This window comes from Citrobacter freundii complex sp. 2024EL-00216, from assembly GCF_043945515.1.
GTDB lineage: Bacteria > Pseudomonadota > Gammaproteobacteria > Enterobacterales > Enterobacteriaceae > Citrobacter > Citrobacter portucalensis.
The window spans coordinates 77,389-99,730 of sequence record NZ_JBIMRA010000009.1 but is presented as its reverse complement, the minus strand read 5'-3'; the positions used below and the strand labels follow the sequence as shown (position 1 = coordinate 99,730).

Annotated in this window: 21 protein-coding genes, 1 other RNA gene and 1 pseudogene; 17 read left to right on the top strand and 6 right to left on the bottom strand. The window is 53.6% G+C overall.

Going from position 1 to position 22,342, the window contains the following annotated elements:
- Positions 1–38: 38 nt before the first annotated feature.
- From lon to ACHHZ7_RS13820, 5 genes are all read left to right on the top strand, one after another.
- A complete protein-coding gene (gene lon / locus ACHHZ7_RS13840; protein WP_003831014.1) occupies positions 39–2,393 on the top strand; it encodes an endopeptidase La in 2,355 nt (784 codons plus the stop codon).
- A 190-nt stretch (positions 2,394–2,583) separates the two neighbouring features.
- Complete coding sequence (gene hupB, locus ACHHZ7_RS13835) at positions 2,584–2,874, top strand: nucleoid-associated protein HU-beta (protein ID WP_219352570.1); 291 nt, start codon at positions 2,584–2,586, stop codon at positions 2,872–2,874.
- 268 nt (positions 2,875–3,142) lie between these two features.
- Positions 3,143–5,017 carry a peptidylprolyl isomerase gene (ppiD, locus tag ACHHZ7_RS13830; RefSeq protein ID WP_003831016.1) on the top strand — a complete coding sequence of 625 codons (1,875 nt, stop codon included), beginning with the start codon at positions 3,143–3,145 and terminating at the stop codon, positions 5,015–5,017.
- Between the two features lie 146 nt (positions 5,018–5,163).
- Positions 5,164–5,538 carry a helix-hairpin-helix domain-containing protein gene (locus ACHHZ7_RS13825; RefSeq protein ID WP_060682654.1) on the top strand — a complete coding sequence of 125 codons (375 nt, stop codon included), beginning with the start codon at positions 5,164–5,166 and terminating at the stop codon, positions 5,536–5,538.
- A gap of 106 nt (positions 5,539–5,644) precedes the next feature.
- Positions 5,645–6,043, top strand: a complete 399-nt coding sequence (locus tag ACHHZ7_RS13820; protein WP_032942538.1) for a YbgC/FadM family acyl-CoA thioesterase — start codon at positions 5,645–5,647, stop codon at positions 6,041–6,043.
- 105 nt (positions 6,044–6,148) lie between these two features.
- On the opposite strand, the gene queC is transcribed toward ACHHZ7_RS13820, so the two are convergent.
- Together queC and ACHHZ7_RS13810 are read right to left on the bottom strand one after the other, a co-directional pair.
- The gene (queC, locus tag ACHHZ7_RS13815) at positions 6,149–6,844 is read right to left on the bottom strand and encodes a 7-cyano-7-deazaguanine synthase QueC (RefSeq protein WP_043015404.1); all 696 of its coding nucleotides are present in this window, start codon (positions 6,842–6,844) and stop codon (positions 6,149–6,151) included.
- A gap of 65 nt (positions 6,845–6,909) precedes the next feature.
- Positions 6,910–8,610, bottom strand: a complete 1,701-nt coding sequence (locus tag ACHHZ7_RS13810) for an SgrR family transcriptional regulator (RefSeq protein WP_048214789.1) — start codon at positions 8,608–8,610, stop codon at positions 6,910–6,912.
- A gap of 144 nt (positions 8,611–8,754) precedes the next feature.
- Here ACHHZ7_RS13810 and cof point away from each other — a divergent pair, with 144 nt between their 5' ends.
- Positions 8,755–9,573 (top strand): HMP-PP phosphatase, encoded by an 819-nt coding sequence (cof, locus tag ACHHZ7_RS13805; protein ID WP_060682653.1) that lies wholly within the window; start codon positions 8,755–8,757, stop codon positions 9,571–9,573.
- Positions 9,574–9,623: 50 nt separating this feature from the next.
- On the opposite strand, the gene ACHHZ7_RS13800 is transcribed toward cof, so the two are convergent.
- Positions 9,624–10,679: a PLP-dependent cysteine synthase family protein gene (locus ACHHZ7_RS13800; protein ID WP_220471131.1), complete on the bottom strand. Its 1,056-nt coding sequence runs from the start codon at positions 10,677–10,679 to the stop codon at positions 9,624–9,626.
- Positions 10,680–10,795: 116 nt separating this feature from the next.
- On the opposite strand from ACHHZ7_RS13800, the gene decR reads away from it, so the two are divergent.
- From decR to amtB, 5 genes are all read left to right on the top strand, one after another.
- Positions 10,796–11,254, top strand: a complete 459-nt coding sequence (decR, locus tag ACHHZ7_RS13795) for a DNA-binding transcriptional regulator DecR (RefSeq protein ID WP_003831023.1) — start codon at positions 10,796–10,798, stop codon at positions 11,252–11,254.
- A 44-nt stretch (positions 11,255–11,298) separates the two neighbouring features.
- Positions 11,299–13,071, top strand: coding sequence for a SmdA family multidrug ABC transporter permease/ATP-binding protein (locus tag ACHHZ7_RS13790; protein WP_395149122.1), 1,773 nt, complete (start codon positions 11,299–11,301; stop codon positions 13,069–13,071).
- Positions 13,064–14,842 carry a SmdB family multidrug efflux ABC transporter permease/ATP-binding protein gene (locus ACHHZ7_RS13785; protein WP_060682651.1) on the top strand — a complete coding sequence of 593 codons (1,779 nt, stop codon included), beginning with the start codon at positions 13,064–13,066 and terminating at the stop codon, positions 14,840–14,842. The genes ACHHZ7_RS13790 and ACHHZ7_RS13785 overlap by 8 nt, the downstream gene beginning before the upstream one ends.
- Positions 14,843–15,090: 248 nt before the next feature.
- The gene (glnK, locus tag ACHHZ7_RS13780; RefSeq protein WP_003021657.1) at positions 15,091–15,429 is read left to right on the top strand and encodes a P-II family nitrogen regulator; all 339 of its coding nucleotides are present in this window, start codon (positions 15,091–15,093) and stop codon (positions 15,427–15,429) included.
- Between the two features lie 31 nt (positions 15,430–15,460).
- A complete protein-coding gene (amtB, locus tag ACHHZ7_RS13775; RefSeq protein WP_008783954.1) occupies positions 15,461–16,747 on the top strand; it encodes an ammonium transporter AmtB in 1,287 nt (428 codons plus the stop codon).
- 50 nt (positions 16,748–16,797) lie between these two features.
- Here the strand turns inward: amtB and tesB are convergent, their stop codons facing one another.
- A complete protein-coding gene (gene tesB, locus ACHHZ7_RS13770) occupies positions 16,798–17,658 on the bottom strand; it encodes an acyl-CoA thioesterase II (RefSeq protein ID WP_003831027.1) in 861 nt (286 codons plus the stop codon).
- Between the two features lie 212 nt (positions 17,659–17,870).
- Here tesB and ACHHZ7_RS13765 point away from each other — a divergent pair, with 212 nt between their 5' ends.
- Complete coding sequence (locus ACHHZ7_RS13765) at positions 17,871–18,440, top strand: YbaY family lipoprotein (RefSeq protein WP_032942542.1); 570 nt, start codon at positions 17,871–17,873, stop codon at positions 18,438–18,440.
- A 31-nt stretch (positions 18,441–18,471) separates the two neighbouring features.
- On the opposite strand, the pseudogene ACHHZ7_RS13760 reads toward ACHHZ7_RS13765, so the two are convergent.
- A pseudogene (locus ACHHZ7_RS13760) lies at positions 18,472–18,861 on the bottom strand (MGMT family protein).
- Positions 18,862–18,945: 84 nt separating this feature from the next.
- Here ACHHZ7_RS13760 and ffs point away from each other — a divergent pair.
- The 3 genes from ffs to ACHHZ7_RS13745 all read left to right on the top strand — a co-directional run bounded on the left by ffs (position 18,946) and on the right by ACHHZ7_RS13745 (position 19,707).
- Positions 18,946–19,042: signal recognition particle sRNA small type (ffs, locus tag ACHHZ7_RS13755), an RNA gene on the top strand.
- A 198-nt stretch (positions 19,043–19,240) separates the two neighbouring features.
- Complete coding sequence (locus ACHHZ7_RS13750) at positions 19,241–19,492, top strand: hypothetical protein (RefSeq protein ID WP_003831029.1); 252 nt, start codon at positions 19,241–19,243, stop codon at positions 19,490–19,492.
- Entirely contained in the window at positions 19,489–19,707 is a 219-nt protein-coding gene (locus ACHHZ7_RS13745; RefSeq protein ID WP_032942544.1) for a hypothetical protein, read from the top strand. The genes ACHHZ7_RS13750 and ACHHZ7_RS13745 overlap by 4 nt, the downstream gene beginning before the upstream one ends.
- Before the next feature lie 59 nt (positions 19,708–19,766).
- Here the strand turns inward: ACHHZ7_RS13745 and ACHHZ7_RS13740 are convergent, their stop codons facing one another.
- Complete coding sequence (locus tag ACHHZ7_RS13740) at positions 19,767–21,194, bottom strand: PLP-dependent aminotransferase family protein (RefSeq protein ID WP_060682650.1); 1,428 nt, start codon at positions 21,192–21,194, stop codon at positions 19,767–19,769.
- Between the two features lie 87 nt (positions 21,195–21,281).
- On the opposite strand from ACHHZ7_RS13740, the gene ACHHZ7_RS13735 reads away from it, so the two are divergent.
- Both ACHHZ7_RS13735 and ACHHZ7_RS13730 read left to right on the top strand, forming a co-directional pair.
- Positions 21,282–21,893 (top strand): YitT family protein, encoded by a 612-nt coding sequence (locus ACHHZ7_RS13735; RefSeq protein WP_060682649.1) that lies wholly within the window; start codon positions 21,282–21,284, stop codon positions 21,891–21,893.
- 82 nt (positions 21,894–21,975) lie between these two features.
- Positions 21,976–22,329 carry a DUF1428 domain-containing protein gene (locus ACHHZ7_RS13730; protein WP_008783959.1) on the top strand — a complete coding sequence of 118 codons (354 nt, stop codon included), beginning with the start codon at positions 21,976–21,978 and terminating at the stop codon, positions 22,327–22,329.
- Positions 22,330–22,342: the final 13 nt, after the last annotated feature.

Here is a 22,342-nt window from a genome sequence, read left to right as displayed (position 1 = left end):
CTGATTACCTGGCGGAAACTAAACTAAGAGAGAGCTCTATGAATCCTGAGCGTTCTGAACGCATTGAAATCCCCGTATTGCCGTTGCGCGATGTGGTGGTTTATCCGCACATGGTCATACCCTTATTTGTAGGGCGGGAAAAATCTATCCGTTGTCTGGAAGCGGCTATGGACCATGATAAAAAAATCATGCTGGTCGCACAGAAAGAAGCGTCAACGGATGAGCCGGGTGTAAACGATCTTTTCACCGTCGGGACCGTGGCCTCTATTTTGCAGATGCTGAAACTGCCTGACGGCACCGTAAAAGTGCTGGTCGAGGGGTTACAGCGTGCGCGTATTTCTGCGCTGTCTGACAACGGCGAGCATTTCTCTGCGAAAGCAGAGTACCTTGACTCGCCTGCTATTGATGAGCGCGAACAGGAAGTGCTGGTGCGTACCGCTATCAGCCAGTTCGAAGGCTATATCAAGCTGAACAAGAAAATCCCACCAGAAGTGCTGACGTCGCTGAACAGCATTGACGATCCTGCACGTCTGGCGGATACCATCGCTGCACACATGCCGCTGAAGCTGGCTGACAAGCAGTCCGTGCTGGAGATGTCCGACGTTAACGAACGTCTGGAATATCTGATGGCGATGATGGAGTCTGAAATCGATCTGCTGCAGGTTGAGAAACGCATTCGCAACCGTGTGAAAAAGCAGATGGAAAAATCTCAGCGCGAGTACTATCTGAACGAGCAGATGAAAGCTATTCAGAAAGAACTCGGTGAGATGGACGATGCACCGGACGAAAACGAAGCGTTGAAGCGTAAAATCGACGCGGCGAAAATGCCGAAAGAGGCAAAAGAGAAAGCGGAAGCAGAACTGCAGAAGCTGAAAATGATGTCTCCTATGTCGGCGGAAGCGACTGTGGTGCGTGGCTACATCGACTGGATGGTACAGGTGCCGTGGAATGCGCGTAGCAAGGTCAAAAAAGACCTACGTCAGGCGCAGGAAATCCTCGATACCGACCATTATGGTCTGGAGCGCGTCAAAGACCGTATCCTTGAGTACCTCGCGGTTCAAAGCCGTGTAAATAAAATCAAGGGGCCGATCCTGTGTCTGGTTGGACCGCCGGGGGTAGGTAAAACCTCTCTGGGGCAGTCCATTGCGAAGGCAACTGGGCGTAAATACATCCGTATGGCGCTGGGCGGCGTGCGTGATGAAGCCGAAATTCGTGGCCACCGCCGGACCTATATCGGTTCTATGCCGGGTAAACTGATCCAGAAAATGGCCAAAGTGGGCGTTAAAAACCCGCTGTTCCTGCTTGATGAGATCGACAAAATGTCTTCCGACATGCGTGGCGATCCGGCTTCCGCACTGCTTGAGGTGCTGGATCCAGAGCAGAACGTGGCGTTCAGCGATCACTACCTGGAAGTGGACTACGATCTCAGCGACGTAATGTTTGTTGCGACCTCTAACTCCATGAATATTCCGGCACCGTTGCTGGATCGTATGGAAGTGATCCGTCTGTCCGGTTATACCGAAGACGAAAAGCTGAACATTGCCAAACGTCACCTGTTGCCGAAACAGATTGAGCGTAATGCGCTGAAAAAAGGTGAGCTGACGGTCGACGATAGCGCCATTGTGGGCATTATTCGTTACTACACCCGTGAAGCAGGCGTACGTAGTCTGGAACGTGAAATCTCTAAACTGTGCCGTAAAGCGGTGAAACAGCTGCTGCTGGATAAATCGCTGAAACATATTGAGATCAATGGCGACAACCTGCACGATTATCTGGGTGTACAGCGCTTTGACTATGGCCGCGCGGACAACGAAAACCGCGTTGGTCAGGTGACGGGTCTGGCGTGGACGGAAGTGGGCGGCGATCTGCTGACTATCGAAACCGCCTGCGTACCGGGTAAAGGTAAGTTGACCTACACCGGTTCTCTGGGTGAAGTCATGCAGGAGTCGATTCAGGCTGCGCTGACCGTGGTGCGTGCGCGTGCGGAAAAACTGGGTATTAACCCGGACTTTTACGAAAAACGCGACATCCACGTTCACGTACCTGAAGGGGCTACGCCGAAAGACGGTCCAAGTGCGGGTATTGCTATGTGTACTGCGCTGGTTTCTTGTCTTACCGGTAACCCAGTTCGCGCCGACGTGGCGATGACGGGTGAGATCACCCTGCGTGGTCAGGTTCTGCCTATCGGTGGTTTGAAAGAAAAACTGCTGGCGGCACACCGTGGCGGCATTAAGACGGTCTTAATTCCCGATGAGAACAAACGTGACCTGGAAGAGATTCCGGACAACGTAATTGCCGATCTTAATATTCACCCGGTGAAACGTATTGAGGAAGTTCTGACTCTTGCGTTGCAAAATGAACCCTCTGGAATGCAGGTTGTGACGGCAAAATAGTGACCTCGCGCAAAGAGCATTAATAAAAACAGGGCTGGCAGGCCATTTCGGGCTTGCCAGCCTTTTTTTGTATAGCTAATTTAGATAACGGATTAGGCTTGCCATCATTAACGGGTGTTGTAAGGGCATGGCAGGCCTGATATAACTGCTGCGCGGTCGCACTTTGAAGGATTCAGGTGCGATATAAATTATAAAGAGGAAGAGAAGAGTGAATAAATCTCAACTGATCGACAAAATTGCTGCAGGGGCTGATATCTCTAAAGCTGCGGCTGGACGTGCGTTAGATGCAATTATTGCTTCTGTTACCGAATCTCTGAAAGAAGGTGATGACGTAGCGCTGGTAGGTTTTGGTACTTTTGCCGTTAAAGAGCGTGCTGCCCGTACTGGTCGCAACCCGCAAACAGGTAAAGAGATCACCATTGCCGCGGCTAAAGTACCGGGCTTCCGTGCAGGTAAAGCACTGAAAGACGCGGTAAACTAAGTGATTTCCCCTTTGGGGATGTGACGAAGTACAAGGGCGCATCGACTGATGTGCCTTTTTTATTTGTAATTCCGGTACTTTCTACGCGTTGTGGGCTGACAATTGCCCCTGTTTCTTGTCACAATAGACCTTTGTGCGCAGCGTTCAGGAAACGCTATGCTGCGTGAAGCATATATACTCAAAATCCTTGTTGCCGTTGTTGTCATCAACGCGGGGGCAGCAGAGAGGATAACGCGTATAGTCATCTACAGCGGAGTGTGGTTACACCATGATGGACAGCTTACGCACGGCTGCTAACAGTCTCGTGCTCAAGATTATTTTCGGTATCATTATCGTGTCGTTCATTTTGACCGGCGTGAGTGGTTACCTGATTGGCGGAGGCAATAACTTCGCCGCCAAAGTGAATGGCCAGGAGATCAGCCGCGGGCAGTTCGAGAATGCGTTCAACAGTGAACGTAACCGCATGCAGCAACAGCTGGGCGATCAATACTCCGAGCTGGCCGCGAACGAAGGTTATATGAAAACGCTGCGTCAGCAGGTGCTGAATCGTCTTGTTGACGAAGCGCTGCTGGATCAGTATTCCCGCGAGCTTAAGCTCAACATCAGCGACGATCAGGTTAAACAGGCCATTTTCGCCACGCCTGCGTTCCAGGTGGACGGCAAGTTTGATAACAACCGCTACAACGCGATTGTCAATCAAATGGGAATGACTGCAGACCAGTACGCTCAGGCATTACGTAATCAGCTTACGACACAGCAGCTGATTAACGGTGTTGCCGGTACGGACTTCATGTTGAAAGGCGAAACGGACGAACTGGCGGCGCTGGTCGCACAGCAGCGTATCGTGCGCGAGGCGACGATTGACGTTAACGCACTGGCCGCGAAGCAGTCTGTTACCGAGCAGGAAGTTGCCAGCTACTACGAGCAGAATAAAAACAACTTTATGACGCCGGAACAGTTCCGCGTGAGCTACATCAAGCTGGACGCCGCTGCTATGCAGGAGACGGCCAGCGATGCTGATATTCAGTCTTACTATGACCAGCATCAGGATCAGTTCACTCAGCCGCAGCGTAACCGCTACAGCATCATTCAGACCAAAACGGAAGATGAAGCCAAAGCGGTACTGGACGAGCTGAACAAAGGCGGTGATTTTGCTGCGCTGGCGAAAGAAAAATCTGCCGATATCATCTCTGCCCGTAAAGGCGGCGATATGGGATGGCTGGAAGATTCCACCACCCCGGATGAGCTGAAAAATGCTGGTCTGAAAGAAAAAGGCCAACTGTCTGGCGTAATTAAGTCTTCCGTTGGTTTCCTCGTTGCGCGTCTTGACGACGTACAGCCTGCGCAAGTTAAACCGCTGAGCGAAGCCCGTGACGAGATTGCGGCAAAAGTGAAGCAGGAAAAAGCGCTGGATGCGTACTATGCGCTGCAGCAGAAAGTCAGCGACGCGGCCAGCAATGATAACGAATCTCTGGCGGGTGCAGAGCAGGCTGCGGGTATGAAAGCGGTTGAAACGGGCTGGTTTAGCCGTGACAGCCTGCCGGAAGAACTGAATTTCAAACCAGTCGCTGACATCATTTTCAATGGTGGTCTGGTTGGTGAGAACGGTACGCCTGGCAGTAACTCCGATATCATCACCGTGGACGGCGATCGTGCGTTCGTGCTGCGTATTGCAGAGCACAAAGCCGAAGCCGTGAAGCCACTGGCTGAAGTGAAAGAGCAGGTAACTGCGCTCGTTAAGCACAATAAAGCAGAGCAGCAGGCGAAGCTTGATGCCGATAAACTGCTGGCGGATCTGAAAGCCGGTAAAGGCGATGAAGCGATGAAAGCGGCGGGTCTGAGCTTTGGCGAGGCGAAAACGCTGAGCCGTACGGGTCAGGATCCGCTGAGCCAGGCTGCCTTTGGTCTGAGCCTGCCGGCGAAAGACAAACCGAGCTACGGCGTCGCGAACGACATGCAGGGTAACGTTGTTCTGTTGGCGTTGGACGAGGTGAAAGCCGGTTCTATGCCTGAAGCGCAGAAGAAAGCGATGGTTCAGGGGATCACTCAGAACAACGCGCAGATTGTCTTCGAAGCGCTGATGAGCAACCTGCGTAAAGCCGCAAAAATTAAAATCGGGGATGCGCTGGAACAGCAGCAATAACCGAGGCAGTTCGCAAAAAATTGCAAAAAGTTGTATCTACCAAAGGCCGCTTTCGCGGCCTTTTCCATTTCTGATATTTGCCGTTTGTCTGCCGTTCTGCACCTCGCTATCGTGATTCCACTGTTAACAAACAAGGAGAAAACAGTATGAAACATGGAATCAAAGCTCTGCTTATCACTCTTTCATTGACCTGCGCTGGTATGGCCCAAACCGCATTGGCGGCTGAGCCTGTCGCCAAAAGCCAGGCGACTCAAACCAAAGCGGAAAACCCAGGGGCGGCACAAAGCAAAGCCACACAGCCCGCTAAAGCAAGCGACGATGAGGGCACCAGGGTAAGCATCAACAACGCTTCTGCGGAGGATTTAGCGCGAGTTATGAATGGCGTGGGTCTAAAGAAAGCGCAGGCGATTGTGAGCTATCGTGAGGAGTACGGGCCGTTTAAAACGGTGGACGATTTAAAGCAGGTGCCGGGCTTGGGCAGTTCACTGGTTGAGCGTAACCTGGCAGTTTTAACACTTTAATAACTTGCAGAGCGCTGAAAGTTTGCCAGACTGTAGAGGTCATACCAGTTATGACCTCTTTACCCAAAAATCTGTTCCTATAAAAACAACGTAAGGCTCCTGCGCTATGCAAACACAAATCAAAGTTCGTGGTTTTCATCTTGATGTCTATCAGCACGTTAACAATGCCCGCTATCTGGAGTTTCTGGAAGAAGCCCGCTGGGATGGTCTGGAAAACAGCGACAGCTTTCAGTGGATGACAGCACACAACATCGCTTTTGTGGTCGTGAATATTAATATCAACTACCGACGACCTGCGGTGCTGAGCGACCTGCTGACTATCACCAGTCAGGTTCAACAGTTAAATGGCAAAAGTGGTGTGTTAAATCAGACCATTATTCTGGAGCCGGAAGGGCAGGTGGTGGCAGACGCGCTGATTACGTTCGTTTGTATTGATTTGAAAACGCAAAAAGCGTTGCCGCTGGAAGGGGAGTTGCGCGAAAAACTGGAGCAGATGGTGCAGTAGTGGCTGCGACTGCCGGAAGGCGACGCTCAAGCGCCTTATCCGGCCTACAAGAGTTGCTGCAACTGCATGTAGGCCGGATAAGCAAAGCGCCATCCGGCAATACAATCACTTTAACCCGGTTTTCTGCTTCATTGCCGCCATCACTGCCGATTTATCCGCCAGATAATGGTTCAGGCCGTTGGCACGCAGATTACACGCCGCACAGTGACCGCAACCGTCACCTTTGATGCCGTTATAGCAGGTCAGTGTTTCTTCGCGTACCAGGTCCAGCTTGCCCCAATAATCGGCCAGTGCCCAGGTTTCGGCTTTATCGATCCACATCAGTGGGGTTTCAAAGCGAATATCTTTCGCCATCCCCAGGCTTACAGCATGGTTCAGGGCTTTAACGAACTCATCGCGACAGTCCGGATAGCCGGAGAAATCGGTCTCACAAACGCCGGTAATGACCGCCTCTGCCTGCACCTGGTACGCGTAAATTGCTGCCAGCGTTAAGAACAGAATATTGCGTCCTGGCACAAAGGTATTGGGAATGCCGTTCGCATCCGGTTCGTAATCGGGTACCGGAATGTTATCGCGGGTCAGGCTGCTGACAGCCAGTTCACTGAGCAATGTGACATCAAGCACTTTGTGCGCGCGCGCGCCAAGTTTTAAGGCCAGGTCACGTGCGACATCAATCTCAGCGCGATGGCGCTGACCATAATCAAAGGTCACGCAGTGCACTTCATCATACTGATGCAGCGCTTGCGCCAGACAAGTCGTGGAGTCCTGACCTCCACTGAATACAACAACGGCACGTTTCATGGCTTTTCCTGACAAAATAACGAAGCCCTTATGGTAGCGCCTGGGCGTGCCGTCGACCAGCTTCTTCACGCGGAAGGAGGTGGCAGCCAGGCTTCGGTAAACTCGAACCAGCCACGAGGATTCAGGCGTACGCCGTTCACGCCCGGTGGCGCGCTGATGCGATAGTGATAATTGAACAGTGGCGTCAGGGTAGCGTCATGCATTAGCGTGGCGAAAACTTGTTGTAAAGCCGCGTGGCGATCGTCCTCATCGGCCTGGATTTGTAGAGCATCCAGGGTCGTTTGCAAATGTGTGTATGCTGGCGCATTCAATACATGTGACCAGAGCTGATCGCAGCGCAACCACTGTTCGAGAGTATATTCAGGTGCCTCACCAATCAGCCTGTCGCCCATCATCAGGTCGGCCTGGGCTAAGGGATGATCGCCATCCCAGTTTTTAGCATTATGAAAAATAAGCGTTAATTCACAGCCGAGCAGCGCCAACGCCTGGCGAAGCTGTTCAGCCATAGCGTGAAGTTCTACCGGCAGGTGATAAGCCAGCGTCAGCTTTTCCGGCAGCGCTACCTCGTCGAGTTCATCCCATTGCGGGATAGTCCATCCAGGCAGCAGAGCATTGCTTGGCGTGATCAGATTTTCATCCACTTCAAGCGTTTGTAGCAGGGAAGAACGGTGGATGATATTGATCAGTCTACGGGCTTGCTGCGTATTCAGGCGCGCGCTTTTTCTGAGCGTGAGATAGCAAAAACCAAGACTGATCCCGCTGCTTACCTGGCTTAGCATAGGCAATTCTTCGGGTTTACCAATCGCAATTTGCACCGGATGGCGACAGCTGGTGCCCAAATCCTGGGAGAAGAGCTGCGGGGTTATCCAGTATTCAATGGCTTTTAGTAGCGGATGACTCAGATGGTAGTGATCGTGACTCTCGATACGCACCAGCTCAGGAGTAAACAGCGTCAACCGGAACGGGCCGGTACCCACAAACGGGTGCTCAGGATGCGCCAGGTGACTGCTGTAGCTTGCCAGACGGTGCGCCAGCCAGAAGTCGGGACGATGCAGAATAAAGGTCAGACACTGGGGATGCGTCACCTCAATGCGCTTTACGCTGATAAACAGCTTATTCAGCGCGGGGAGTTCTAACAGCTTCAGCAACTGCTGATGTAGCTGTGTGCTGCTGACCGCATCGCCGTTATGCCAGTACAGGGTGGAACGAATATAGAAATCCCAGCGCAGGCCGTCAGCGGAGATATTCCAGTGGTGGGCTAAGTCTCCACAGGGACGTTGCGTAGTGCTGTCAAACCGGGTCAGGCCAGAGAAAACTTGTCCAGCGAGGTGTTGCTCCGCGCGACCGGGGAGAAAACCGGGGTGCAAGGGGTCGAGCGGGCGGTAATAGGGTATACGCAGGGTTGGCGTGTCGTTTTGCCACTGACCGCCCATAAACGGTTGTAGCAGTGTTCTCAATTCGCCCGGCGCCAGCTGAGCCAGTTCCAGTACGCTAAGCTGCTCGCCCTTTTGCAGGGCCTGTTCCATCATGGTGTTGCGCAGTGAATCTGGCGTCACTAAAAACCGCAGCTGCCCGCGTTTCCCGCGCCCCGACTGGGCATGCCACTCCAGCCAGCCCGCATCCTGCGCTTGCTTTAGCAGGGTACGTACATGGCGTTCGCTACAAAAACAGCGTTCGGCCAGTTCCCCGACGGTCACCGACTGCGGTTCGCCGTTCGAGGGCAGCCACAGGCGTTGGTACTGGTTCAGGCGATTAAGCAGACGCATTAATACTTTTTCCTTCAGGATGTTCGTTAACGGTTTATGCGTAGAGAAACCCGGAACAATTCATTTTATCTATTCACTATTACTTCCGTATATCTCAGGTGATACTGGATCACAAGTTAACCGCGTCACAGTGTGGAGAAAGAAATGGCTCGTCTGGCTGCATTTGATATGGATGGCACCCTTTTGATGCCGAATCACCATTTAGGTGACGAAACGCTTTCAACGCTGTCGCGCCTGCGTGAACGCGATATTACTCTGACATTTGCTACCGGCCGACATGTGCTTGAGATGCGCCATATTTTAGGCTCGATCTCACTGGACGCCTTTTTGATCACGGGTAATGGCACGCGCATTCACTCTGTTGAGGGCGATGTGTTACACCGTCAGGATCTGGATCCGAATGTCGCGGATATTGTGTTGCATCAGAAGTGGGACACTACCGCCAGCATGCATGTCTTTAATGACAATGGCTGGTTCACCAGACAAGAGATCCCCTCGCTGCTGCAGGCGCATGTGTATAGCGGATTTCGCTATCAGATCGTCGATGTGAAACGTATTCCGGCGCATCAGGTCACCAAAGTCTGCTTCTGCGGCGATCATGACTCTCTTATCCAATTGCGCATTCAACTGAATGAAGCGCTGGGTGAACAGGCGAATCTCTGTTTTTCCGCGTTTGATTGCCTTGAGGTGCTGCCGCTGGGCTGTAATAAAGGATCGGCATTGGCGGTGTTGAGCGACTATTTAGGTTATTCAATGGCCGAGTGTATGGCGTTTGGCGATGCCATGAACGATCGCGAAATGTTAGGCAGCGTTGGGCGCGGCCTGATTATGGGTAACGCGATGCCGCAACTGATTGCTGAACTGCCTCATTTATCGGTGATTGGGCATTGCCGTAATCAGGCAGTGTCACACTTTTTGACGCATTGGCTGGACAATCCACATCTACCTTATTCCCCCGAATGAGAGATCCCTTCCAGCAAGCCAGACTTCGCGTCTGGCTTTTTTTTATCCCATTAATGGGTGTTCAGTAGTTGGGCAAGCTCCGCTTTCCACGGCGTTAAATCACCGATGTGCGCGTCGACCCACTGTGGGTTGTAGTAGGTTTCCAGATAGCGTTCGCCGCTGTCACACAACAGTGTCACCAGCGAACCGGTAACGCCTGCATCGCGCATACGGGCGGCAAGTTGTAGCGTTCCCCACATGTTTGTGCCGGTAGAGGCGCCGACCTTGCGGCCCAACTGTGTTTCCAGCCAGTGTGCGGTGGCCACGCTTGCGGCATCCGGCACGCGCAGCATTTCATCGACCACGTCAGGAATGAAAGACGGTTCGACACGCGGGCGGCCAATGCCTTCAATTTTACTTCCTACCGGACTGCGTAACGTGGCATCGCGATCCTGCCAGAAGGGCAGAAAGACCGAGTTTTCCGGGTCTACCACCATCAGTTGAGTATCGTAGCCCTGACAGCGAATATAGCGGCCAATGGTTGCTGAGGTGCCACCGGTTCCGGCGCTCATCACAATATGGCGGGGAACGGGGTTGGGCTCGCACTGCATCTGACGAAAGATGCTGTCGGCGATATTATTATTGCCGCGCCAGTCGGTGGCGCGCTCAGCGTAAGTGAACTGGTCCATGTAATGACCGTTCAGCTCACGCGCCAGTTGCTCAGAGGCTGCATAGATTTCGCAGGCGCTTTCCACGAAATGACAGCGACCGCCGTAAAATTCAATCTGTTCAACTTTACGTTTTGCCGTACAGGAAGGCATGACGGCAATAAATGGCAACCCTAACAGTCGAGCGAAATAAGCCTCAGAGACCGCCGTTGAACCGGACGATGATTCAATGATGGTGGTGCCTTCTTTGATCCAGCCATTGCACAATCCGTACAGAAACAGTGAGCGCGCCAGACGATGCTTCAGACTCCCGGTCGGATGCGTGCTCTCATCTTTTAAATAGAGCTGAATGCCCGGGAACGCCGGTAGCGACAGGCGAATGAGATGCGTATCCGCAGAACGTTGATAATCCGCGTTGATTTCATTGATGGCGTTTTTAACCCAGGAGCTATTCATCATTAATAGATATCCATTTGTCATTTTGTGCCCAGAATAGCGAAAAGCACGGAAAAAATTGTTGCCATTTAGCCTTTAAAATAGAATGTAAGGAGAAAATTCTTCTCTGTGGAGTGGATATGTTAGACAAAATTGACCGCAAGCTACTCGGCTTACTGCAACAGGACTGCACCCTTTCTTTGCAGGCATTAGCAGATGCCGTTAATCTGACTACCACCCCTTGCTGGAAACGTCTCAAACGACTTGAGGATGACGGTATCCTGCTGGGCAGAGTCGCCCTGTTGGATCCAGAAAAACTGGGGCTGGGACTCACCGCGTTTGTGCTGATCAAAACTCAGCATCACAGCAGCGAATGGTATTGCCGCTTTGTCACTGAAGTGACCGGAATGCCCGAGGTTCTGGGGTTCTGGCGTATGGCAGGGGAGTATGACTACCTGATGCGAGTGCAGGTTGCTGATATGAAAAGCTATGATGAATTCTATAAGCGCCTGGTGAACAGCGTACCGGGCCTGTCTGACGTCACCTCAAGCTTTGCCATGGAACAGATTAAATACACAACTGCTCTACCTATTGAATAATTCTCCCGGCGCTTATTGCCGGAAATCTTGTCAGGATATAACGCGTGCGATTATTTGCTCAATTAAGCTGGTACTTCCGCCGGGAGTGGCGTCGCTACCTCGGGGCAGTGGCCTTGCTTATCATCATCGCTATCCTTCAGCTTATTCCGCCGAAAGTGGTCGGGATCATTGTGGATGGCGTGACGACTCAACGCTTCACCACCGAGCTGCTGCTGATGTGGGTGGGGACAATTGCCCTGATTGCCGTGGTGGTTTATTTGCTGCGTTATGTCTGGCGCGTGCTGCTGTTTGGCGCATCTTACCAACTGGCGGTTGAGCTGCGGGAAGATTATTACCGTCAGTTGAGTCGCCAGCATCCTGAATTTTATTTGCGTCACCGTACGGGCGATCTGATGGCGCGGGCAACCAACGATGTCGATCGCGTCGTATTTGCCGCCGGAGAAGGGGTGCTGACGCTGGTAGATTCGCTGGTTATGGGGTGTGCGGTGCTGATCGTGATGTCAACGCAGATAAGTTGGCAACTGACGCTCATTGCGCTGCTGCCGATGCCGGTGATGGCGTTGATGATCAAACGTTACGGCGATCGACTCCATAACCGTTTTAAGCTGGCGCAGGCGGCGTTTTCCAGTCTCAACGATCGTACTCAGGAAAGCCTGACCAGTATTCGTATGATCAAGGCCTTTGGGCTGGAGGATCGGCAGTCGGCATTATTTGCCGCTGATGCTGAAGATACCGGTAAGAAAAACCTGCGTGTGGCGCGCATTGACGCCCGCTTTGATCCTACGATTTATATCGCCATTGGTATGGCTAACCTGCTGGCGATTGCCGGGGGAAGCTGGATGGTGGTTCACGGCTCGCTGACGCTCGGGCAGCTCACCAGCTTTATGATGTATCTCGGTCTGATGATTTGGCCGATGCTGGCGCTGGCCTGGATGTTTAACATCGTCGAACGCGGCAGCGCCGCGTATAGCCGAATTCGCGCCATGCTGGCAGAAGCGCCGGTAGTGGATGACGGTACTGAACCGGTGCCGGAAGGACGCGGTGAGCTGGCGGTGGCGATTCGCGAATTTTGTTACCCGCAAACCACCCTCCCGGCGCTGGAAAATGTGAATTTCCAGCTCAAACCTGGACAGATGCTGGGCATCTGTGGTCCGACCGGCGCGGGAAAAAGTACGGTGGTGTCGCTGATCCAGCGTCATTTTGATATCACCCAGGGCGATGTGCGCTTTCATGATATCCCATTAACGCGCTTACAGCTGGATAGCTGGCGCAGCCGACTGGCGGTTGTCAGCCAGACACCATTCCTGTTTTCCGATACCGTCGGTAATAACATCGCCTTAGGACGCCCGCAGGCCACGCAGGAAGAGATCGAGCATGTGGCGCGCCTTGCCAGCGTTCATGAGGATATTTTACGTCTTCCTCAGGGCTACGACACCGAAGTGGGCGAACGCGGGGTGATGCTGTCAGGCGGGCAAAAACAGCGTATTTCTATCGCTCGAGCGTTATTGCTGAACGCTGAAATTCTGATTCTGGATGATGCGCTGTCGGCGGTGGATGGTCGTACCGAACATCAGATCCTACATAACCTGCGCCAGTGGGGCGAAGGCAGAACCGTGATTATCAGCGCACACCGTTTATCGGCTCTGACGGAAGCCAGCGAGATTATCGTGATGCAGCATGGGCATATTGCTCAGCGCGGTGAGCATGAATCTTTAGTGCAACAGCCCGGTTGGTATCGCGACATGTACCGCTATCAGCAACTTGAAGCGGCGCTGTCTGATGCACCAGAGATAAACGAGGAGGCGGCTAATGCGTAGTTTCGGGCAATTATGGCCAACTCTGAAAAGACTGCTGGCGTATGGTTCCCCATGGCGAAAACAGCTGGCGATTGCGGTAGTTATGCTGTGGGTGGCGGCTGCGGCGGAAGTCAGCGGTCCGCTGCTGATTAGCTATTTTATCGATAACATGGTGGCGAAGAACAATCTGCCATTGGCGATGGTTGCCGGGCTGGTTGCGGCCTATGTCGGTCTGCAACTGCTGGCGGCAGGTCTGCATTACGCTCAGTCATTGCTGTTTAACCAGGCGGCGGTTGGCGTAGTACAACAGTTACGCACCGACGTAATGGACGCTGCGCTGCGTCAGCCGCTCAGCGCTTTTGATACTCAGCCCGTCGGGCAGCTTATCTCCCGCGTGACCAATGATACTGAAGTTATTCGCGACTTGTACGTGACGGTGGTCGCAACGGTCCTGCGCAGCGCGGCCTTAATCGGCGCGATGTTGGTGGCAATGTTCAGCCTGGAATGGCGCATGGCGCTGGTGGCAATGGCCATTTTCCCAGCCGTGCTGGTGGTGATGGTGATTTACCAACGCTACAGCACCCCGATTGTGCGCCGGGTGCGCGCTTATCTGGCGGATATTAACGATGGCTTTAACGAAGTCATCAACGGCATGAGCGTTATCCAGCAGTTCCGCCAGCAGGCAAGGTTTGGCGAGAGAATGGGTGAGGCCAGCCGCTCGCACTATATGGCGCGTATGCAAACCCTGCGACTGGATGGTTTTTTGCTGCGTCCGCTGCTGAGCCTGTTCTCGGCACTAATCCTCTGCGGTTTGCTGATGCTGTTCAGTTTTACCTCTGGCACCTCCATCGAGGTTGGCGTGCTGTACGCGTTCATCAGCTACCTCGGCCGTTTGAACGAACCGCTGATCGAGCTGACCACCCAGCAATCAATGCTGCAGCAGGCGGTTGTCGCTGGTGAGCGAGTGTTCGAACTGATGGACGGGCCTCGTCAGCGCTATGGTGAAGACGATCGCCCGCTCAAAAGCGGAGACATTGAGGTGGATAACGTTTCATTTGCCTATCGCGACGACAATCTGGTGCTGCAAAACATCAATCTGTCCGTGCCTTCGCGCAGCTTTGTGGCTTTGGTCGGACACACAGGCAGCGGCAAAAGCACGCTGGCCAGCCTACTGATGGGATATTACCCGCTGACGCAGGGGGAAATCCGCCTTGACGGACGTCCGTTGTCTTCTCTGAGCCACGGTGCGTTACGTCAGGGCATCGCGATGGTGCAGCAGGATCCGGTGGTGATGGCGGATACCTTCCTGGCAAACGTCACGCTGGGTCGCGATATCTCAGAAGAGCGGGTCTGGCAGGCGCTGGAGACCGTGCAACTGGCTGAACTGGCTCGGGGCTTGAGCGAGGGGATTCATACCCGGCTGGGCGAGCAGGGCAATAATCTCTCCGTTGGGCAGAAACAGCTGCTGGCGCTGGCGCGGGTATTGGTTGAAACGCCGCAGGTGCTGATCCTCGATGAAGCCACGGCCAGTATTGATTCCGGTACTGAACAGGCCATTCAGCACGCGCTGGCGGCGGTCCGTGAACACACTACGCTGGTGGTGATTGCGCATCGGTTATCGACGATTGTCGATGCGGATACCATTCTGGTGCTGCATCGCGGTCAGGCGGTTGAGCGTGGTACGCACCAGCAATTACTGGCGGCGCAAGGCCGTTACTGGCAGATGTATCAGCTGCAGCTGGCGGGCGAAGAGTTAGCCGCCAGCACGCAAGAGGATTCTGTTATCGCCTGACGGCGCAGCGCTTATCCGGCCACGCGGTATCGTAGGCCGGGTAAGGCGTTTACGCCGCCATCCGGCAATCAACAATCTGGTGCAAAAATGTAACGCACTATGCACCGTTATAGTGCGTTTTTTCTTTTTCTCTCCCGATAGTACCCGGCGAACCTGAATCATTCCGCGTTTTTCATTCCTGGCACACCCCTTGCAATATTCCTCTCGTGTATCTGCAGCCACTACTGAATTCTGACTGGAGGGGATCTATGAAGCTGGTTACCGTGGTAATCAAACCGTTCAAACTGGAAGACGTCCGTGAAGCACTGTCGTCTATTGGTATTCAGGGGCTGACCGTCACCGAAGTGAAGGGATTTGGCCGACAGAAAGGTCATGCTGAGCTGTACCGTGGGGCTGAATATAGCGTCAATTTTCTGCCAAAGGTGAAGATTGATGTGGCGATTGCCGACGACCAACTGGATGGCGTGATTGATGTCATCAGTAAGGCGGCATACACCGGAAAAATTGGCGACGGCAAAATCTTCGTCGCCGAGCTGCAACGTGTGATTCGTATTCGTACCGGCGAAGCCGACGAAGCCGCACTGTAACTTCTGGCACACAGTGATAGGAAACCAAAAAATGAAGATAGCAACGATGAAAACGGGTATTGCTTCACTGGCGCTACTGCCGGGACTGGCAATGGCGGCACCGGCGGTTGCGGATAAAGCAGATAACGCTTTTATGATGATCTGTACCGCGCTGGTGCTGTTTATGACTATCCCTGGCATTGCGTTGTTCTACGGCGGTTTGATTCGCGGTAAGAACGTGCTGTCGATGCTGACTCAGGTGACGGTGACATTCGCTCTGGTTTGTATTCTATGGGTGGTTTATGGCTACTCACTGGCCTTTGGCGAAGGGAATAATTTCTTCGGCAACTTCAACTGGGTATTGCTGAAGAACATCGCGCTGACGGCGGTCACGGGGAGCTTCTACCAGTACATTCACGTTGCTTTTCAGGGATCTTTTGCCTGCATCACCGTTGGGCTGATTGTCGGGGCGCTGGCTGAGCGTATTCGTTTCTCTGCGGTGCTGATTTTTGTGGTGGTGTGGTTAACGCTGTCGTACATCCCCATTGCACATATGGTCTGGGGCGGCGGATTGCTGGCTTCTCACGGCGCACTGGATTTTGCGGGCGGGACGGTCGTGCACATCAACGCAGCGATTGCCGGTCTGGTTGGCGCGTATCTGATTGGCAAACGCGTCGGTTTTGGCAAAGAAGCCTTTAAACCGCATAACCTGCCGATGGTCTTCACCGGTACCGCTATTCTCTACATTGGTTGGTTTGGCTTTAACGCCGGTTCAGCGGGAACGGCGAATGAAATTGCCGCACTGGCCTTCGTCAATACCGTGGTCGCCACCGCCGCCGCCATCCTCGGATGGATCTTCGGTGAATGGGCGCTGCGTGGCAAACCGTCTCTGCTGGGCGCCTGTTCTGGCGCTATTGCGGGTCTGGTGGGCGTAACACCTGCATGTGGCTACATCGGTGTCGGCGGGGCGCTGATTATCGGTGTGGTTGCGGGGTTGGCTGGCCTGTGGGGGGTGACCATGCTGAAGCGTTTTCTGCGCGTGGACGATCCGTGTGACGTGTTTGGCGTGCACGGCGTGTGCGGTATTGTTGGCTGCATCCTGACCGGGGTTTTCGCTGCCAGCTCTCTGGGCGGCGTGGGCTTTGCTGAGGGCGTGACCATGGGGCATCAGCTGCTGGTGCAACTGGAAAGTGTGGCGATCACTATCGTCTGGTCCGGCGTGGTGGCCTTCATTGGCTATAAGCTTGCGGATATGACGGTGGGTCTGCGCGTACCGGAAGAGCAGGAACGCGAAGGTCTGGATGTGAACAGTCACGGCGAGAACGCTTATAACGCTTGATGTTTCAATCTGCCGGATGGCAACGCTTTTGCGCCACCATCCGGTAATTCTCAATTGCGATTACGCATTACCCCTTCCTGCACGGTAGAGGCGACCAGCACGCCGTCCTGCGTATAAAACTCCCCGCGTACAAAACCTCTGGCACCGGAGGCAGAAGTACTTTCGACGTTATACAACAGCCACTCATTAATATTGAACGGACGGTGGAACCACATTGAATGGTCAATGGTGGCGATCTGAATCCCTTTTTCCAGAAAACCAATCCCGTACGGCTGCAGCGCTACAGGCAGGAAGTTCAGGTCTGAGGCATAACCCAGCAGATATTGATGGACGCGCAGATCGTCCTGCAGCTCACCGTTTGCACGGATCCATACCTGGCGCGCCGGAGGTGCGACGTGACCTTTTAAGGGGTTATGAAATTCAACCGGGCGCACTTCCAACGGACGATCGTTGATAAATTTTTCTTTCAACAGCGGCGGCAGTAAATGCGCCACTGAGCGGGCAATTTCTGTTTCTGATTTCAGCTCATCGGGACCCGGCGCATCCGGCATGGTTTTCTGATGTTCAAATCCGTCTTCCGGTGCCTGGAAAGAGGCGGTCATGTAAAAAATGGGTTTACCATTCTGAATTGCGGCAACGCGGCGCGCGCTGAAGCTGTTACCATCACGCAAGACTTCTACATCATAGATGATGGGTTTTTGGCTATCACCGGGGCGTAAAAAGTAGCTGTGGAAGGAGTGCACCAGACGCTCTTCCGGTACGGTTTCTTTGGCGGCATACAGCGCCTGACCGACAACCTGTCCCCCAAAAACCTGACGTAACCCTAAGTCTTCACTTTGGCCCCGAAAGAGTCCTTCTTCAATTTTTTCCAGATTTAACAATGTCAGCAAATTTTTCAGCGCCAGACTCATACGTGCTCTCCAGGTTATATCGATCTCGCAGCGAGGTAGGCAGAGTATAACGCAATTTTGAAAGTGGTCCGATGGGTGCAATTGTCTGAATTAAAGGCCTATTACAGGCAAAAATAGCTGTCTTGTGCCACACTTAGTCACGTTATGTTTTTGTTAACCACTCTTCTGGCGAGGATAGTTCTCGCTGGTGCATAGATGATAAGGAGAATTTAATGAAACTCGTGCACATGGTAAGTGGTTTAGCGGTTGCGGTCGCTCTGGCGGCCTGTGCTGATAAAAGTGCAGATATTCAGACACCTGCGCCAAACCCTAATACGTCAATTGCTGACACACAGTCTAAAATTCAACAGCCAAATGTTTCCGGTACGGTATGGATCCGCCAGAAAGTGGCCTTGCCACCCGATGCGGTGCTGACCGTCACGCTGTCAGATGCGTCGCTGGCCGATGCACCGTCAAAAGTGCTGTCGCAAAAAGCGGTCCGTACTGAAGGTAAGCAGGCGCCATTCAGCTTTGTATTACCATTTAACCCGGCAGATATTCAGCCTAACGCCCGTATTCTGCTGAGTGCGGCAATTACGGTTAATGACAAACTGGTCTTTATTACTGATACCGTTCAGACGGTCATTAATCAGGGTGGTACGAAAGCTGACCTGACGCTGGTCCCTGTACAGCAAACAGCAGTACCGGTTCAGGCAAGCGGTGGGGCAGCCACCACGGTGCCGTCAACGTCACCAACCCAGGTAAATCCCTCTTCTGCCGTTCCTGCTCCCACGCAGTACTAAGGCAGTCGTAACCCTCTCCGTCTGGAGAGGGTTAGTACACCCAGCGATAGCGCTGTAAATCTATCTGCCCGCTTCCTGAAACCACTATTCCTTCTGCCAGCAACGCCTGACGCTGCCGTTGTAAGTCGGGGCCGGTCAGCGAAATGGCACCATGACGATTAACCACCCGATGCCAGGGCAAAGTGCTGCCTTCGGGGAGACGCTTAAGCACGCCGCCGACCTGGCGCGCAGCGCGCGGCGAACCGGCAAGCCTGGCAACATCGCCATACGTGGTGACGAAACCTTCGGGGATTGACGCGACGATTTGCCAGACGCGTTGGGGGAAAGTGTCTTGTATATCCATTATTTATTCCTGCGCTAATTCTCCAGCATAATGCCGAATGGCGAGGGAGTGAAGCCGCATTGCACAAGAAAACAGCATCCGATGCTGGATGGGTTGCAATTACAGGGTGCAGCAGTGATAATGCGCCTGCGCGTTGGTTAACAACGCTCTCAATGGGGGCTCTGTTGGTTCTCCCGCAACACTACTCTGTTTACCAGGTCAGGTCCGGAAGGAAGCAGCCAAGGCAGATGACGTGTGTGCCGGGATGTAGCTGGCAGGGCCCCCACCCAATTCTGCCGTCCGGCAATTTCCCTTCTGCTTATCTTCTTTTCTTTGTCATCGTATTGTCATTTTATTGTCATCAAATGCTGTCAATGTGTTTCGGGGATGTTATTTGATGCTTTTGCCGCCGCCATCGCGCTGTAACGACAGGGTCTTACATTCGGTGTGTTTTGGCTGACCACAAGGATTTTCTACGATGTCGACCGCTGTATTGAATGTCAAAATTGATGAGGCGCTTAAAGAAAAGCTTCGCCATTACGCTGAAGTGCATAATGAAAATTTAAGTGTTGCGACGGAAAAACTGCTGCTGATTGCGTTTACCGCCGTTGAAGAGGCGGGAGTCTCCGCTGAGGATATCGATAGCCAGCATACGGAAGAGTCCGTAGTTGAAGCACTGACTCCTAAAGAAATCAAAGCATTGCGCAGACTACTGAAGAAGAAAAAATGAAACAACAACCGCTCTCAACTGCCAGTAATTACGGCGAAGCTTGTGAAATGCTACGCTCCGGTTATGTGAAACATGTTCGTCTGAGCTGGAACGTCGGCAGCGATGAGTTCTTCCGTATTGCCTCAGACTGGTGTGATGCCGGGGCAAAAATTAAGAAAGACGGTGAAAATTTCGTGATTTCACTGAAGGGTTTTCCGGTTCCCCCTCAGCGGTAATATCACCGGGACTCTCTCATCCTTCCCGGCTTATAAGGGCGAGTCCTTTGATTCGTCGCTTAGATTATTTTGCGTACTTTCCCGCTGCTGGCCTGCAAACGCAGATTATCCCAAATGGGTTGTAACACCCTGAAGGCGGCACGCGCTGTGTCATCCGGCAACGTGAAAGGCATACGCAAAAAACGATCGAATGCGCCATCAAGCCCAAACCGCGTACCGGTTCCTAATTGAATGCCTACGCTTTCGGCGCGCGTAGCGAATAGCGTTGCCAGCGTATCGGGCAGTTCAACCCAAAAAGAGAGTCCTCCCTGTGGCTGGGTAAACTGCCACTCCGGGAAATGTGCGTTCATCAGGCTTGAGCACAGATCGCGCTGCGATGTGAGTAGCCGTCTTCTGTCAGGAAGAAAGTCGGCGGCGTTATCCAGCAGCCAGCTGGTGGCAAGTTGTTCAAGCACGGGGGAGCCTAAATCGAAGGTGTCGCGGGTTTGTACCAGCGCCGCAATGGTTCGCGCCGACGCCCGGATCCAGCCCAGACGAAATCCCCCCCAAAAGCTTTTCCCGGCCGAACCCAATAGAATGATCGGCGCGTCGCGATTGAATGTGGCAAGCGGCGGCGGCGGCGGGGCGTCATACCACAGGTTCACCATCGTCTCATCGACCACCAGGGTAGTGCGGGTTCGTTCGGTAATATCCGCCACGACCTGGCGAGTTGCAGCGTCCATGCAACGCCCGGTCGGATTGTGAAAGTCCGGCATCAGGTAGGCCATTCTCGGTGCGGTTTGCGCGATGGTGGCGACCAGACCCGCGGTATCCCAACCGTGCTCGGGTAGCGACACGCCGACGGGGCGACAGGATGCGCCTTGAATCGCGGCAATCGCCAGCGGATAAGTGGGGTGATCTACCACTACGCGATCGCCGGGGCCGGTGAGCAAACGCAGGATCAGCGCCAGGCCGCTGACTGCACCATTCACGACCATGATTTCATCGGGCTGCGTCGGGAGCCCGCGATCGCAATAATGCCGGGCGATGGATTCACGTAATACCGACAACCCCTGCGGCAGATACCCGGAGCTCAGCAAATGCTGTGGCATAGCAAACAGCGCCTGCTGGTAAGCCTGATGAATTTCGGGACCGGCACTTAGAGCCGCCGTGGACAAATCAAGTGCTGTGCCGGTACTGGTCCGGGTTGGCACATGGCGAATATGTTCCGGCAGGATCACCCGTGAACCGCTACCATGACGGCTTTCCAGATATCCCTCTTCACGCAGTTGCGCCATAGCGCTGGCGACGGTAGTTCGACTTACTTGCAGGACGACGGCGAGCTCGCGTTCACCCGGTAAGCGGCTATCCAGCGCCAGTCGACCATCGAGAATAAGCAGACGTAACGCTTCTGCCAGCTGTCGCCAGATGGGCGTTCGCGAGGGGCTTTCCAGCCAGTGTCCGAGCAGGCGTTGCAAAGACTGACTTCCATAACGGCGAGATGACATAGCAGTCCACTTTTTGAAAACTGGACATTAATCATAGTGCCAATTGCGGTGAAGATGAAAGTTATCTGAGAGTGAGAGGGGAAAAGCATGCTGCGTCGTTTGCTTCAGCTGTTTATCGGGCTGACACTGTACGGTGTATCGACGGCGATGTTTGTCCGTGCTGATTTAGGGGCCGATCCGTGGAACGTGTTTCACCTGGGTGTAGCCAATTTATTGTCGATGAATATCGGCGTGGTGATTATTGCCGTGGGCGTGTTGGTGTTGCTGGCGTGGATACCGCTGCGCCAGCGTCCAGGCTTTGGCACGCTGAGCAACGTGATTATGATCGGGCTGGCGGCAGATGCCGCGCTGCTGGTGATTCCTGGATTTGAATCTCTGCTGGCGCGCAGTGGGCTGCTGGTGTCAGCGGTAATATTGAATGCGTTAGCAACCAGCCTGTACATTGGCGCAGGTTTTGGCGCCGGTCCGCGTGATGGTCTGATGACCGGTATCCACGCGCGTACCGGCTGGCCAGTACAACGAATTCGAACCGCAATCGAAGTGTCGGTGCTGCTTATCGGTTGGCTGCTGGGTGGAACCGTGGGCGTTGGTACGGTGCTGTATGCCTTGGCTATCGGGCCGCTCATTCAGCTTTGCCTGCCGTGGTTTCGGCATCAGCCGCAGTCACGTACGCGTATCAGGAATGCACCTGGGGCGTGATCGCCTACTGGCGACTAAACTTAACCTCGACTGACGCGGCCGGAATCGGCTTGCCGCGCAGTACACTTCGGAGGTTTTTCTCATGAAGTATGTTGATGGCTTTGTGGTTGCCGTACCCGCTGAAAACAAGGAGGCGTACATTGCGATGGCGGCAAAAGCAGCTCCGCTTTTCAAGGAGTTCGGTGCATTGCGCGTAGTGGAGTGCTGGGCAGATGATGTCCCCGACGGCAAACTGACCGATTTTCGCATGGCTGTGAAAGCACAGGAGCATGAAGAAGTGGTATTCAGCTGGATTGAATACCCTTCCAAAGAGGTCCGCGATGCGGCGAATCAGAAGATGATGTCCGATCCCCGTATGAAGGAGTTCGGTGAATCTATGCCATTTGACGGCAAGCGAATGATCTACGGTGGATTTGCGCCCATTATGGAAGAGTGATGTGACTGGCTGT